The organism is Acidovorax sp. IB03 (assembly GCF_016406015.1).
In the GTDB taxonomy this organism is placed as follows: Bacteria; Pseudomonadota; Gammaproteobacteria; order Burkholderiales; family Burkholderiaceae_C; genus Acidovorax; species Acidovorax temperans.
On the sequence record NZ_JAEFCH010000058.1, the window covers coordinates 1 to 12,706 of the forward strand.

12 protein-coding genes are annotated in these 12,706 nt (G+C 65.0%); 2 read left to right on the plus strand and 10 right to left on the minus strand.

Going from position 1 to position 12,706, the window contains the following annotated elements:
- Nucleotides 1-116 precede the first annotated feature (116 nt).
- Nucleotides 117-998: a serine protease gene (locus IHV84_RS19340; RefSeq protein ID WP_198848063.1), complete on the plus strand. Its 882-nt coding sequence runs from the start codon at nucleotides 117-119 to the stop codon at nucleotides 996-998.
- Nucleotides 999-1,087: 89 nt separating this feature from the next.
- Here IHV84_RS19340 and IHV84_RS19345 read toward each other — a convergent pair whose 3' ends face one another.
- The 10 genes from IHV84_RS19345 to IHV84_RS19390 form a co-directional block, all read right to left on the minus strand.
- Nucleotides 1,088-2,140, minus strand: coding sequence for an NAD(P)/FAD-dependent oxidoreductase (locus IHV84_RS19345; protein ID WP_198848064.1), 1,053 nt, complete (start codon nucleotides 2,138-2,140; stop codon nucleotides 1,088-1,090).
- 115 nt (nucleotides 2,141-2,255) lie between these two features.
- Nucleotides 2,256-2,585, minus strand: coding sequence for a ferredoxin FdxA (gene fdxA, locus IHV84_RS19350; RefSeq protein WP_066699332.1), 330 nt, complete (start codon nucleotides 2,583-2,585; stop codon nucleotides 2,256-2,258).
- A gap of 117 nt (nucleotides 2,586-2,702) precedes the next feature.
- Nucleotides 2,703-4,079, minus strand: a complete 1,377-nt coding sequence (locus tag IHV84_RS19355; RefSeq protein ID WP_198848065.1) for a sulfate adenylyltransferase subunit 1 — start codon at nucleotides 4,077-4,079, stop codon at nucleotides 2,703-2,705.
- The gene (gene cysD, locus IHV84_RS19360) at nucleotides 4,079-5,044 is read right to left on the minus strand and encodes a sulfate adenylyltransferase subunit CysD (RefSeq protein WP_198848066.1); all 966 of its coding nucleotides are present in this window, start codon (nucleotides 5,042-5,044) and stop codon (nucleotides 4,079-4,081) included. Before cysD ends, IHV84_RS19355 begins: the two co-directional genes overlap by 1 nt.
- Before the next feature lie 15 nt (nucleotides 5,045-5,059).
- On the minus strand, nucleotides 5,060-5,683 hold the full coding sequence (locus tag IHV84_RS19365; protein ID WP_198848067.1) for a phosphoadenosine phosphosulfate reductase family protein: 624 nt from the start codon (nucleotides 5,681-5,683) through the stop codon (nucleotides 5,060-5,062).
- 2 nt (nucleotides 5,684-5,685) lie between these two features.
- Entirely contained in the window at nucleotides 5,686-6,066 is a 381-nt protein-coding gene (locus IHV84_RS19370; protein ID WP_198848068.1) for a DUF934 domain-containing protein, read from the minus strand.
- Between the two features lie 12 nt (nucleotides 6,067-6,078).
- Complete coding sequence (locus tag IHV84_RS19375; RefSeq protein ID WP_198848069.1) at nucleotides 6,079-7,917, minus strand: nitrite/sulfite reductase; 1,839 nt, start codon at nucleotides 7,915-7,917, stop codon at nucleotides 6,079-6,081.
- Between the two features lie 10 nt (nucleotides 7,918-7,927).
- Nucleotides 7,928-8,731, minus strand: coding sequence for a sulfite exporter TauE/SafE family protein (locus tag IHV84_RS19380; RefSeq protein ID WP_198848070.1), 804 nt, complete (start codon nucleotides 8,729-8,731; stop codon nucleotides 7,928-7,930).
- A 139-nt stretch (nucleotides 8,732-8,870) separates the two neighbouring features.
- Entirely contained in the window at nucleotides 8,871-10,829 is a 1,959-nt protein-coding gene (gene mnmC / locus IHV84_RS19385; RefSeq protein WP_198848071.1) for an FAD-dependent 5-carboxymethylaminomethyl-2-thiouridine(34) oxidoreductase MnmC, read from the minus strand.
- A gap of 239 nt (nucleotides 10,830-11,068) precedes the next feature.
- Nucleotides 11,069-11,341, minus strand: coding sequence for an oxidative damage protection protein (locus IHV84_RS19390; protein ID WP_044400580.1), 273 nt, complete (start codon nucleotides 11,339-11,341; stop codon nucleotides 11,069-11,071).
- Between the two features lie 166 nt (nucleotides 11,342-11,507).
- Here IHV84_RS19390 and IHV84_RS19395 point away from each other — a divergent pair, with 166 nt between their 5' ends.
- The gene (locus tag IHV84_RS19395; protein ID WP_233100137.1) at nucleotides 11,508-12,542 is read left to right on the plus strand and encodes a sulfate ABC transporter substrate-binding protein; all 1,035 of its coding nucleotides are present in this window, start codon (nucleotides 11,508-11,510) and stop codon (nucleotides 12,540-12,542) included.
- Nucleotides 12,543-12,706: the final 164 nt, after the last annotated feature.

The window sequence follows — 12,706 nt, forward strand, 5'->3', positions numbered from 1 at the left end:
TGCTGGATGAAATCACAGTATCAATGGGGCTGCTGGAGCTAAATAGATACCCCTTTTATTTGCACAGTGTCCGGGTGTATTAACCGGGTTTTGCTGTTTACATTGAGTTATATCGTATGAATATCCCATTGCTGAGTCCTGATGCGCTTCAGCGAATTTCCGACGCTTGCTGCTACATCTCTGTCTTTCTCGGTGATGAGAAGATAAGTCAAGGAACTGGGTTTGCTTACACCGCGAACGGTGAGGTGCTCACGGCAGCGCACGTGGTCACGGGGCGGTCGCCGATTCGGCACTGCGACTACAAGGATCCGGATCAACGCATTTACTGCAAGTTTGCTGGGCACCCCGCGGCGGAGTACCGTGTATTCTTTTGCAGCATAGATCTTGATATTCCATCGTTCACGAGTCGAATTCAACTCGACTTGGCTATCCTTCTGCCGAAAAGTCCATTTGTGACTGCCGTGTCGCATATTCCTGCAAACGTCAACCCGCCAACACTCGGTGAGCGCGTTTGTCTTGCCGGGTTTTCAGAGGAACTCGAGCTCCCGTTCAATGTGGACCGACTGCTTCAACATGACTTCTCCGGCGCGGCGCAGTTTCGTGAAGCGATGCGAACTGGATACATCGCTGACATGACGGGGCCATTGCTAAAGCAAGGGAACGTAGGAAATTTGAGGCGCATCGTTGCTGAAAATACTCAAAATGGCGACCGTGTGGAATGTGACGTGATGTACATTGATAACGCGATGCATGCAGGAGCTAGCGGCGGTCCGGTGGTGAACGGAAAGGGAGAGGCAGTCGGCGTTTTGTCGCAACGGGCGGTGACGCGTGTGGACGTCGGTCAGGAAAAGGTGCGTGTTCCCTCGGGTTGCACGGTTGCACTCAGTTTGGCACCTTTGCTTCACATTGCGAGGAAAACCGGTGACGCTGTGACAGAACAGGTCGTTCGACACGGACATGCACCGGCAATGTGCCGCGAGCCGCGCGCAGCTGGATAAGTCCCGTGATGCGTTACCGGTGCGTGCCGGTCAACTCTGATGTTGAGCCCCCGCTTTCGTGTGAGTTGAACAGCAGTGCCTCGCCGCCTTCAGCCGTTGACTGTCCCTGCTGAATCCACCCCCAGCAATTGATGCAGACGCGTACTGCTGGTGGTGTACTGCAGCGCCACAGGCTTGCCGCTCAATGCTTCCGCCGCAGCAAAGGCGGCCAACGTAGCTTCGTGAAAGCCGCAGACAATCAATTTGCGCTTGCCTGGGTAGGTGTTGATGTCTCCCACCGCGTAGATGCCGGGCACGCTGGTGGCAAAGGTGGCGGTGTCCACCACCAGTTGTTTGCGCTCCATCGCCAGGCCCCAGTCGGCAATCGGGCCCAGGCGGGGTGATACGCCAAGGGCCACCACCAGCACATCCAGCGGCAGCGGTAGGGTGGTGTCTTGCGGGGTGGTGATGTGCAGCGCGGTCAGCCGCTCGTCAGCGCAGTCCATGCCGGTGGGTTGGCCCACGACCACCTGGATGCGGCCGGCATTGCGCAGGGCCTGCAACTGGGCCAGCGCTTCGGGCGTGGCGTTGAAGACATCGCGCCGGTACAGCAACGTCACGTTGGCGGCTTGCCCGGCGGTTGCTGCTTCCACGGCGCAGGCCACGGCCGCATCGTCACCGCCGTGCACCACCAGCCGCTGGTTTTTGAGCGAGGTCGTGGCAGGTAGCCGTGTGTAATGCAGTTGGGTCCCCACAAACCGGTCGATGCCTTCCAGCTTGAGGGCCTTGGGCACGAACGCGCCCACGCCCGCTGCGATGAACACTGCGCGGGCACTCAAGGTAGCGCCTTGGGTGGTGGTGACGTGAAAGCGCCCGGTGTCTGCCTGCGTTTGCAGAGCAGCCACCTGCGTGTTCAGGTGCCACTGGGGCTGGAAGGGTCTGATTTGCTGCTGCAGCAGGGCTGCCAGTTCGCGCCCGCTGCACACGGGCACGCCAGGGATGTCGTAGATGGGCTTGTCGCCATACAGCTCCACGCATTGGCCGCCCGCGTAGGGCAGCGCGTCAATGATGTGGGCTGCCAAGCCTTGCAGGCCCAGCTGGAACACCTGGAACAAGCCCACCGGGCCTGCACCGATGACGACGGCATCGGTTTCTTGAATCATGGGCAAGGCAGCAGGCGCTGGGGCCTGCTGGGGGATGGTGCTGCCGGGTCACACCGCTGCGCCATTGCCACGCTGTGGCAAAGGGTGGTGCAGCGGCGGGCAGCGCCAGCAGGCATTACTTGATCAGGTAAGCGATCTTGCCGGGCTTGCCGTTCCACTCGTCGGCGTCGGGCAAAGCGGGCTTGCGCTTGGTGATGCTCTTCCAACCATCGGCAAAGGCCAGTTCGGCGTTGATCTTGATGAAGGCGATCTGGTCTGCCGGCAGGTCTTCTTCGGCAAAGATGGCGTTGGCAGGGCACTCGGGAATGCACACGGCGCAGTCGATGCACTCATCGGGGTCGATGACGAGCATGTTCGGGCCTTCGCGGAAGCAGTCCACGGGGCACACGTCCACACAATCGGTGTACTTGCACTTGATGCAGTTTTCGGAAACGACGTGGGTCATGGCAGAGGGTGTGTGGGTCGGTCGGTAAAAACCCGCGATTTTAAGGCTTTCACCGCGCGGGTTGAGAGGGCCCCTGAGCCCGCAAGGGGGACTCAGGGCATTTTTTGTTGCGCTGGGTCAGTTCACCAGCACCGCGCCAGCGGTCTTGTGGCTGGCAGTGTCCACCAGGATCAGCGATCCCAGCACGCGGGCCTGGGTGAATGGCGCGGCGGGAATCGCCTCCTGCAGCAGCAGTTCCACATGGCCGATGGCGTTGGGGTCGAGCTGCGTGGCGGCTTCTTCGGCCAGCGTGTTGATGTTGAGCTTGTGCACCACGGCCTTGACCTTGGCCTTGACCCAGCGGTGGCCGTGCAGCGCCCAGTACACGCGGCCTGCGACCAGGGGCTCGTCGTCCATCCAGGCGATGGTGGTACGTAGCTCGCGGCTGGCGGGCCAGGCCGGGGTGGCTGCGGGCGTGTCGCCAAAGTCGTCGTCAGCAGCGGGGGCAGCGGCTGCTGTGGGCGCGGCCAGAATCCAGTCGCCGCGCGAGACATCCACCTCGCGGTCGAGGATGATGCCGGCGCTGGTGCCTGCGGGCACGTCCTTGGGGCGGCGGGCGTGGTCCAGCACCTGGGCCACTGTGGCGAGCTGGCCGCTGGGGAAGATCTGCACGGCGGTGCCGGGCGCGAAGGTGCCCGCAGCCACACGGCCCCAGAACACGCGGCGGCCCTGGCTGGTGTCGGATGAGGACGAGAACTTTTCGACCCACTGCACGGGGAAGGCGGGGGCCAGCGCTGTGTCGGCTGGGGTGTTGGGCAGCTCTTCCAGCACTTGCAGCAGCGTGGGGCCGGTGTAGCCGCACCAGCCTGCATGGGCATCGACCACGTTCCAGCCCTTGAGAGCCGACACCGGCACCGTGGCACGTACGGAGATGCCCGCGGCCTGGGCAAAGGCTTGCAGCGCGCCCTGGATGTGCTTCCAGGCCAGCGCGGGGTCTTCCACCGCGTCCAGCTTGTTCACGGCAAACACCAGCGAATGCACGCGCAGCAGGTGCACCAGCAGGCTGTGGCGGCGGGTTTGCGGCAGCAGGGCCAGGCTGGGGTTCTTCCAGTCGAGCTTGGTGGCATCGACCAGCACGACGGCGGCGTCGGCGCTGCTGGCGGCGGTGACCATGTTGCGGGTGTACTGCTCGTGGCCGGGCGCGTCGCCAATGATGAACTTGCGCTCTTCGGTGGCGAAGTAGCGGTAGGCCACGTCGATGGTGATGCCTTGCTCGCGCTCGGCGCTGAGGCCGTCGGTCAGCAGGGCCAGGTCGGTCTCGCCCTGGCGTTGCACGCCAGCCAGGTGGTCTTGCAGCACGGCCTTGCTGTCTACCAGGAGGCGGCCAATCAGTGTGCTCTTGCCATCGTCCACGCTGCCGCAGGTGATGAACTTGAGGGCGGAGATATGGTCATTTGGGGCTCCAACGCTTGCTGGATAAGCGCTGGCAGCTATTGAATTGGTAGTGTTTGTCATCAGAAATACCCGTCCTTCTTGCGCTTTTCCATCGACGCGTCGCTGGTCTTGTCGTCCATGCGCGTGGCGCCGCGCTCGCTCACGTCGGCGGCCAGGGTCTCGATGACGATCTCGGCCGGGGTGGCGGCGGTGCTCTCCACCGGTGCGGTGCAGGTGATGTCGCCCACGGTGCGGAAGCGCACATCGCGCGTCTCGACCACGTCGCCTTCGCGCGCGGGAGTCAGCTCGGTCACCGGCATCAGCAGGCCTTTCTTGTCCACCACCTGGCGCTTGTGCGTGTAGTAGATGCTGGGCAGGCCGATCTGCTCGCGGTCGATGTACTGCCACACGTCCAGCTCGGTCCAGTTGCTGATGGGGAACACGCGGAAGTGCTCGCCGGGCTGCAAGCGGGTGTTGAACAGCGTCCACAGCTCAGGGCGCTGGGCCTTGGGCTGCCATTGGCCGAAGCTGTCGCGGTGGCTGAAGATGCGCTCCTTGGCGCGGGCCTTTTCTTCGTCGCGGCGGGCGCCGCCGATCAGCGCGTCAAAGCGGAATTCTTCAATCGCTTCGAGCAGCGTGACGGACTGGTGCACGTTGCGTGATTCGCCGGGGTGCGCCAGGCGCACGGTGCCGCGCGCCATCGAATCCTCCACGCTGCGTACGATCAGTTCAGCACCCAGTTCCTTCGCGCGGAAGTCGCGGAAGTCCGTCACTTCCGGGAAGTTGTGGCCCGTGTCGATCATCAAGAGCGGGTAGGGAATGCCTGCACCTGTGGCTTTGGCGCCAAAGGCCTTCTCGGCGCACTTGAGCATGACCAGCGAATCCTTGCCGCCCGAAAACAGCAGGGCGGGGCGCTCAAAGGCGGCGGCGACTTCGCGCAGGATGAAGATGGTTTCTTCTTCCAGGGCGTCGAGGTGCGAGTTGTTGAGGTGGTAGCTCATATCGTTGGTTTTCTCAAGCAGCGCTGAGTCGGTGCGGGCGTTCATGGTCGGGCCTGGGGGTCAGTGGGCGAGGTGCAAGCCGCACTCGCGGTTGTCTTCACCCTTGGTCGGGTCCACGTAGTCGAAGTTGTTGGGCAGGCCGTGCTTCACGCAGTACTCGTGCAGGTCTTTGGACGACCAGTGCAGCAGCGGCGCCACCTTGATGAGCCCGTCGGGGTTGATGCTCACGGGGTCCATCTGTGCGCGCAAGGCGGTGTCGGTAGCGCGCAGGGCCGTGAACCAGACCTCGGGCGCGGTCTCGCGCAGGGCGCGGGCGAAGGGCTCCAGCTTCACTTCGGCGGTGAATGCCGCGTGGCGTGGGTCATCCAGCGCAGGCGTGGGGCCTTCCACGGCTTCGCGGTGGGCGCGCGAGCGCAGCGGCAGGTAGATCTTCAGGTTCAGCCCCAGCTGCTTGGTCACCTCGTCGGCAAAGCGGTAGGTGGCTTCGGTGTTGTAGCCGTTGTCCATCCACACCACGGGTACCTTGGGGTTCACTTGCGTGACCATGTGCAGGATCACGGCTTCAAAAGGCCGGAAGTTCGTAGTGACGATGCTGGTCTTGCCCAGGCCCAGGGCCCATTCCACCAGGGCGGGCGCGTTGCGGCCCAGGTCGGCGTTGACGGCGGTGAGGTCGATGTGGCCCATGGTCATGCTGCCTTTCGGAAGTGGGGCAGCGGCTCGGTCACGTCGCCCTGGTAGAAGCCCTTGAAGCGGTCGAACTGGCGCTGGGCGTCGGCCATGTCCAGGCCTTCGCGCAGCACGGCCACGTCAAAGCCGCAGCGGGCCATCTGCACCAGCTGGTCGATCAGCACGTCGCCGGTGGCGCGCAGCTCGCCCGCAAACTTCAGGCGGCCGCGCAGCAGGCGGGCCTGGCTGAAGGCCCGGCCGTCGGTGAACTTGGGGAACTGCAGGTCAATGCGGTCCACGCCTGCCAGGTCCAGCTCGAACGGGTTGGCATCGTTGGGCAGTTCAATGACTTTTTGGCCGCCAGCGCTTGGCTGGTGCTCGTGAGCAGCTATTATTTTCATAGTGATAAACCCTCAGGCGGTTTCGGTTTCAGCGGGGCGGCGGGCGGCGTTGGCGGCGGCTTTGAAGGGCTCCAGGCCCACGCGGCGCACGGTGTCGATGAAGTTTTCGTAGCGTGGGCCTTGCGCGTCATCGGCCAGCGGCTGGCGCTCGGTGCGGTAGGTGTTCAGCAAGGCTTCGATCACGCCCGGCACTTCGGCGGCGCTGAACGAGGGGCCGATGATCTTGCCCGGCGTGGCAGGGCCCGACAGGTCGGAGCCATCGGCGCCGCCCAGCGTGATCTGGTACCACTCCTTGCCATCTTTATCCACGCCCAGGATGCCGATGTGGCCGCTGTGGTGGTGGCCGCAGCTGTTGATGCAGCCGCTGATGTGCAGGTCGATCTCGCCCAGGTCCCACAGCTCGTCCAGGTCCTGGTAGCGCTCGGTGATGGCTTCGGCAATCGGCAGACTGCGCGCGTTGGCCAGCGAGCAGAAGTCGCCGCCGGGGCAGGCGATCATGTCGGTCAGCAGGCCGATGTTGGGCTTGGCCAGGCCCAGCGCCTTGGCGGCTTGGTACAGCGCGGGCAGCTGGTCGCGGCGCACCCAGGGCAGCAGCAGGTTTTGCTCGTGCGTCACGCGCGATTCGCCGCCCGAGAAACGGTCGGCCAGCTCGGCAGCGGCTTCCATCTGCTCGGCCGTGGCGTCGCCCGGCGCGTAGCCCAGGCGCTTGAACGACAGCATCACGGCGCGCAGCTGCGGGTGGCGGTGCGGCAGCACGTTGCTGGTGAGCCAGCGGCCAAAGTCGCGGTCCTCATTGGCGGCGGTGCGCAGCAGCTCCAGCGTTTCGGCTTCGGCGTTGGCGGGCGACAGGTCCAGCTCGGGCTCGCGGAAGTTCGCGGCCACGCGGTCGTATTCGGCCTGGGTGATGGTGTGCGGGCCGCCTTCGTCCTCGACGATCTGGCGGAACTCTTCATTCACCTGGTCGATGTAGCTCTGGCCTTCGGCCTTCACCAAAATCTTGATGCGCGCCTTCCAGCTGTTGTCGCGGCGACCGTAGCGGTTGTAGACGCGGATCACGGCTTCCAGGTAGTTCATGAGCTGGTTCCAGGGCAGGAACTCGCGCAGCACCGGGCTGATGGTGGGCGTGCGGCCCATGCCGCCACCCACGCGCACCTTGAAGCCCAGCTCGCCCGCGTCGTTCTTCACCAGCTGCAGGCCCACGTCGTACCAGCCCAAAGCGGCGCGGTCTTCGCGCGCGCCGTTGATCGAGATCTTGAACTTGCGGGGCAGGAACGAGAACTCGGGGTGCAGCGTGCTCCACTGGCGCAGGATTTCGCAAAACGGCCGGGGGTCTGCAATCTCGTCGGCGGCGATGCCGGCCAGCGCATCGCTGTTGATGTTGCGGATGCAGTTGCCGCTGGTCTGGATGCCGTGCAGCTGCACGGTGGCCAGCAGGTCCATCACGTCGGCGGCCTTGGACAGCGGAATCCAGTTGTATTGCACGTTGGTGCGCGTGGTGAAGTGGCCGTAGCCGTACTTCAGCTTGGTGCCAATGCGGCGGCCGTCGGCCAGCGGAATGTCGCCCAGCTTTTCTTGCGTGGCCTGGGCCTCGGCCAGCAGGGCAGGCTCGGGTTGGTCGTATTCGCGGGCCACGCGCGCCAGCACGCGCAGTTGCGTGCTGGACAGCTCGCCATACGGCACGGCCACGCGCAGCATGGGGGCGTAGCGCTGCACGTACCAGCCGTTTTGCAGGCGCAGGGGGCGGAACTGCTCTTCGGTCAGCTTGCCCGCTTGCCAGCGTTCGAGCTGGTCGCGGAACTGCTCGGCGCGCAGGCGGATGAATTGGCGGTCAAAGTCGGTGTATTGGTACATCGTGGAGCACTCAGATCAGAATCAATTTGAAGCCCGCCCAGGCGAGCAACAGAGAAAGGGCAGAGCGGATGAGGCGCTCAGGGGTGCGGGTGACCAGGCGCGAGCCCAGCCAGATGCCGGGCAGCGAGCCAGCCAGCAATTGTGCAAGCAAAGGCCAGTCCACCGAGCCGAGCGATGCATGTCCCAGACCCGCCACCAGGGTCAGCGGCACGGCGTAGGCAATGTCGGCGCCAATGATGCGCGGCAGCGGCAGCAGAGGGTACACCAGCAGAAGCACCGTGACACCGATGGCGCCTGCACCCACCGAGGTGAAGGTGACCAGCGTACCGATCACCGCGCCCAGCAGCACGGGCAGGCTCCAGTGGCGGGGGCGGGTGACGTCGCCGGTGTGGGCCTTGCGTGCGGCGTTTTGAGCGGCCTGGCGCTGGGCAGAAAAAACAATCGCCTTGTAGAGCGTGGCAGCGGCCGTGAGCAGCAGGGCAAAGCCCAGCGTGGTGGTCATGATGCGCTGCGCTGTGGCGCTGGCCGGGCCCAGGGTGCGCAGCGCCCACAGCGCCAGCAGGGCGGCCGGAATGCTGCCTGCGCACAGTTGGCCCACCACTTTCCAGGGCACCAGGCGCTGGCGGGCCAGGCTGACGGTGCCGCCCATCTTGGTGAAGGCCGCAAACAGCAAATCGGTGCCCACGGCCATGTGGGGCTTGATGCCGAAAAAGAAGATGAGGATGGGCGTCATCAGCGAGCCACCGCCCACGCCCGTGAGTCCGACGATCAGACCCACCGCGAAACCCGCAAAGACAAACGCCAATTCATGCATGGCGGCGAATGTAGAGGGGCTTCTTATGGAAGCAAACTATTGTTTTGTGCTTCTAATATGCAAATATAGATATAAAGACGTGTTGTAAGAGGCGCCGAGCTGGTGGTCAATCAGTTTTCCGGCAGTCCACACAGCGTTTTTACATCCGCTCACTCGCCAGTGCTCGGGCCAGTTTGGCGTCCAGCGGCAGGGGTTCGCCGTTCAGGCGGGCGGCCAGCAATTCGCCGCACAGCAGGGCCAGAGTCAGCCCCCGCGCGCCCATGGCGGTGCACACCCACAGGCCGGGCAGCGTGGCAGCATCCACCGGCCCCACGATGGGCAAGCGGTCGGGGGCGGTGCAGCGCACGGCGGCCCAGTGTTCCACCGAGGCGGCCGCGCCATCGGCCTGCTCGCCAGCCGCCAGCCGGGCTTCGAAACGGGGCGCCAGGGCGCGGGCGGCTGTGGGCATCAGGGTCTGCAGCTTGCTCCATTGCCCCTGGTGGGCGGCGAGCTGGTCTGGTGCGCTGGCAGGTAGTTCGGTCACGTTACGCTCGAATGTCGAGCCCATGATCCAGCCGCGCTCGGTGGCCTGCTCAGCCGGGTTGTCAGTCTGCCCCACGCCAAACGACGGCACCACGTTGCCATGCCCATTGGCCGGGAAGGGCGCGGGCGGCGGCAGGTGCGCGGCATAGCGGCCCCAGGACACCTGGCCGCGCACGGGCTGCAGGGGCCAGCGCTCGGCCAGCAGGGTGGGGCTGCCTGCGCCTGCGGCAATCACCACCACAGGGGCCTGGGCCAGCACCTGGCCTTGCGCATCCAGCGCCTGCCATTCGGTGGGGGCGGCGGCATCGGCCATTGGTATGGCGCGCAGGCTGGTCACGGCGCACTGGCCGCGCCAGGTCACGCCAGGCTCGCGCAGCAGGGCCCGCACCAGCTGGGGCGGGCGAATCCAGCCGGCGCGGGTGTGCCAGCAGGCCACGGCATCCGGCGGCAGGCCCGCTTGTTCGCGGGCTGATTCGGGGGCGGGAATGGTCCAGTCGGCGCCTGGCCCAGCGTGCCAGTCGGCGGGCAAGCCGGGGGTGCCGTCGGTGCGGTGTTCCAGCACGCCGGTGGGGCCCCAGTCTTGCCCGGCCTGCAGGCGCTGGCTGGCTTGCTGCAAGGTGGTGCGCACGCCGCTGCGCGACAGGCGCGAGAGCACGGCATCGTCGGGCGACACATGGGGCGCAAACACGCCCGCTGGCAGGCCCGATGCGCCTGCAGCGGGTTCGGCTGCCTGGTCCAGCACCTGCACCTGCCAGCCCCGGCGGGCCAGGCTGGCGGCAGCGGCAGCCCCGGCCAGCCCGCCACCAATCACCAGGCAATGCTGGTGCTGTGCGCTGGCTTGGGGGGCTACATCGGGCAGCGTGGCCGTGCGGGCGCGGGGTTCCCAGCGGGGGTTGTAGGTGGCGTGCAGGTTGTCGCGCTTGGGGGGCACGCCGGGCACGCGTTGCACTTCAAAGCCGCACTCGGCCAGCGCGTCGCGCACGGCGCGGGCAATGGTCCAGGTGGCCAGTTGCGAGCCCCGGCGGCAGCAGCGCGCCACGGCTTTGAGGGTGTGGGCGCTCCAGATGTCGGGGTTGACGGAGGGGCTGAACCCGTCGAGGTACACCGAGTCGGCGGTGGGCGCCTGCTGGCGCAGCATCTCTTGCGCATCGCCCACATACAGCGTGAGCAGCACGCGGCCGTCCTCAAAGCTCAAACGGTGCACGCCGGGCAGCAGGCCCCACCACTGGGCGTGCAGTTGCTCGGCCAGCGGCGCGAGTTCGGGGTGGGCGGTGGTGGCACGCAGCAGGTCAGCGGCGCTCACGGGCCAGGCTTCTGTCGATATGAAGTGCAGCAGGCGCGGGCGTTGCGGGTCGGCGCGCCATGCGGACCAGGTGACGAGAAAGTTCAGCCCAAAGCCAAAGCCCGTTTCCAGCACCCGCCACTGGGGCTGGCCAGCCCAGGCCGCTGGCAGGCCGCAGCCTTGCAGAAACACGCGGCGGGCCTGGTCCAGCCCCCCGTTTTCACTGTGGTAGCGGTCGCCAAAGCGGGGGCTGTAGGGGGTGCCGTCGGGCAGCCAGTCGATGGGCTCGGACATGGGGTATGCAAGTGCTGAACACCGGGCCCGTGCAAGCCTTGCGCGTGGCCCAGAAAAACAAAGGGCGCCACAAGGGCGCCGTGCTGGGGCTGGTTTGTACCCGAAGCGGGATCTGCCGCTATTGCGTTAGATCACTCACTGGCTGGGCGGGACATAGCCCGCCGCGGCGTCTGCGCCGCCGCCAAAGAAATGGTTTTGGCGAAACCACTTCTTGCAGCGCTGCACTTCGCTTTGCTCCGTTATGCGCTGGGCGGGACATAGCCCGCCGCGGCGTCTGCGCCGCCGCCGAAGAAGTGATTTTCCATCTGGCGGGCCAAATACTGGCGGGCGCGGGCGTCGGCCAGGTTCAGGCGGTTTTCATTGACCAGCATGGTCTGGTGCTTGAGCCAGTCGGCCCAGGCTTGCTTGCTGACGTTTTCCCAGATGCGCTTGCCCAGCTCGCCAGGGTAGGGCGGAAAGTCCAGGCCTTCTGCCTCTTGGCCGAGTTTGATGCATTGGACGGTGCGTGCCATGGTGTTTCCTTCTCGTGATGGGGTGGGGCGAAGGCTGCGCGGGACAGTCTTCAGATGTTTTGGGTATTAAGAACTGAAATCTTATTGGTTCCAGTTTTTAAGAGGGCCTTCCAGAATGCGTTTCATCGGTGTTTTGCACCGCCCACATTCAAAACCGAGGACCCCCATGAACTTTCGCCGCGACTTTATCAAGTTTCCATTGGCCGCAACCTTTGCAGGCGCTTTGGCGTTGACCGCACTGCCGTCGTTTGCGCAGTCTGTGACGCTGCTCAACGTCTCGTACGACCCCACCCGCGAGTTGTACGTGGAGTTCAACCAGGCATTTGCCAAGCACTGGAAGGCCAAGACCGGCCAGGACGTGACCATCAAGCAAAGCCACGGCGGCTCGGGCAAGCAGGCGCGCTCCATCATCGACGGGCTGGACGCCGACGTGGCCACCCTGGCCCTGGCGGGCGACACCGATGCCCTGCACACCAATGGTGGGTGGATCCCCAAAGACTGGCAAAAGCGCCTGCCGCACAACAGCTCGCCCTACACCTCCACCATCGTGCTGGTGGTGCGTCAGGGCAACCCCAAGGGCATCAAGGACTGGGACGACCTGGTGCGCCCCGATGTGAAGGTGATCACCCCCAACCCCAAAACATCGGGTGGCGCGCGCTGGAACTACCTGGCCGCCTGGGAATTTGCCAAGCGCAAGTACGGCGGTCCAAACCGTGATGAAAGCAAGGCCAAGGACTTCGTCGCCAAGCTGTACGCCAACGTGCCCGTGCTCGACACCGGCGCGCGCGGCTCCACCATCACCTTTGCGCAGCGCAACCAGGGCGATGTGCTGATCGCCTGGGAGAACGAGGCCTACCTGCTCGAAAAAGAGTTCGGCGCCAAGTTCGACGTAATTGCGCCGTCGATCTCCATCCTGGCCGAGCCCGCCGTCTCAGTGGTGGACAAGAACGTGGACAAGAAGGGCACCCGCACCGTGGCCGAGGCCTATCTGCAGTACCTCTACACCGAAGAAGGCCAGGACATTGCGGGCAAGTATTTCTACCGCCCTGCGGTGTCTGACAAAGCCAAGGCCAAGTACGCCAAGCAGTTCCCCAAGCTGAACCTGTTCACCATCAACGACGCGTTTGGTGGCTGGGACAAGGCGGCCAAGGACCACTTTGCCGACAACGCCAGCTTCGACCAGATCTACACCAAGAAGTAAACCGGCAGCTCCGCCCCGCACCCCTTCAAACGCCTGGGCACCGCCCAGGCCCGAAGAACCCGCCCAACCCGGCAGGCAGGGCGGAGCCTTGTCTTTTGAATAAAAAAATGGCTCTTCTAGCGAATGCTAGCTACCAAAAGGAGGCCCCCCGGCTCTGCCGGGGA

What these genes read in the sequence shown, in the direction of transcription:
- IHV84_RS19340 (WP_198848063.1), top strand. Translation starts at nt 117, where the DNA reads ATGAATATCCCATTGCTGAGTCCTGATGCGCTTCAGCGAATTTCCGAC.
- IHV84_RS19345 (WP_198848064.1), bottom strand. Translation starts at nt 2,140, where the DNA reads ATGATTCAAGAAACCGATGCCGTCGTCATCGGTGCAGGCCCGGTGGGC.
- fdxA (WP_066699332.1), bottom strand. Translation starts at nt 2,585, where the DNA reads ATGACCCACGTCGTTTCCGAAAACTGCATCAAGTGCAAGTACACCGAT.
- IHV84_RS19355 (WP_198848065.1), bottom strand. Translation starts at nt 4,079, where the DNA reads ATGACAAACACTACCAATTCAATAGCTGCCAGCGCTTATCCAGCAAGC.
- cysD (WP_198848066.1), bottom strand. Translation starts at nt 5,044, where the DNA reads ATGAACGCCCGCACCGACTCAGCGCTGCTTGAGAAAACCAACGATATG.
- IHV84_RS19365 (WP_198848067.1), bottom strand. Translation starts at nt 5,683, where the DNA reads ATGGGCCACATCGACCTCACCGCCGTCAACGCCGACCTGGGCCGCAAC.
- IHV84_RS19370 (WP_198848068.1), bottom strand. Translation starts at nt 6,066, where the DNA reads ATGAAAATAATAGCTGCTCACGAGCACCAGCCAAGCGCTGGCGGCCAA.
- IHV84_RS19375 (WP_198848069.1), bottom strand. Translation starts at nt 7,917, where the DNA reads ATGTACCAATACACCGACTTTGACCGCCAATTCATCCGCCTGCGCGCC.
- IHV84_RS19380 (WP_198848070.1), bottom strand. Translation starts at nt 8,731, where the DNA reads ATGCATGAATTGGCGTTTGTCTTTGCGGGTTTCGCGGTGGGTCTGATC.
- mnmC (WP_198848071.1), bottom strand. Translation starts at nt 10,829, where the DNA reads ATGTCCGAGCCCATCGACTGGCTGCCCGACGGCACCCCCTACAGCCCC.
- IHV84_RS19390 (WP_044400580.1), bottom strand. Translation starts at nt 11,341, where the DNA reads ATGGCACGCACCGTCCAATGCATCAAACTCGGCCAAGAGGCAGAAGGC.
- IHV84_RS19395 (WP_233100137.1), top strand. Translation starts at nt 11,508, where the DNA reads ATGAACTTTCGCCGCGACTTTATCAAGTTTCCATTGGCCGCAACCTTT.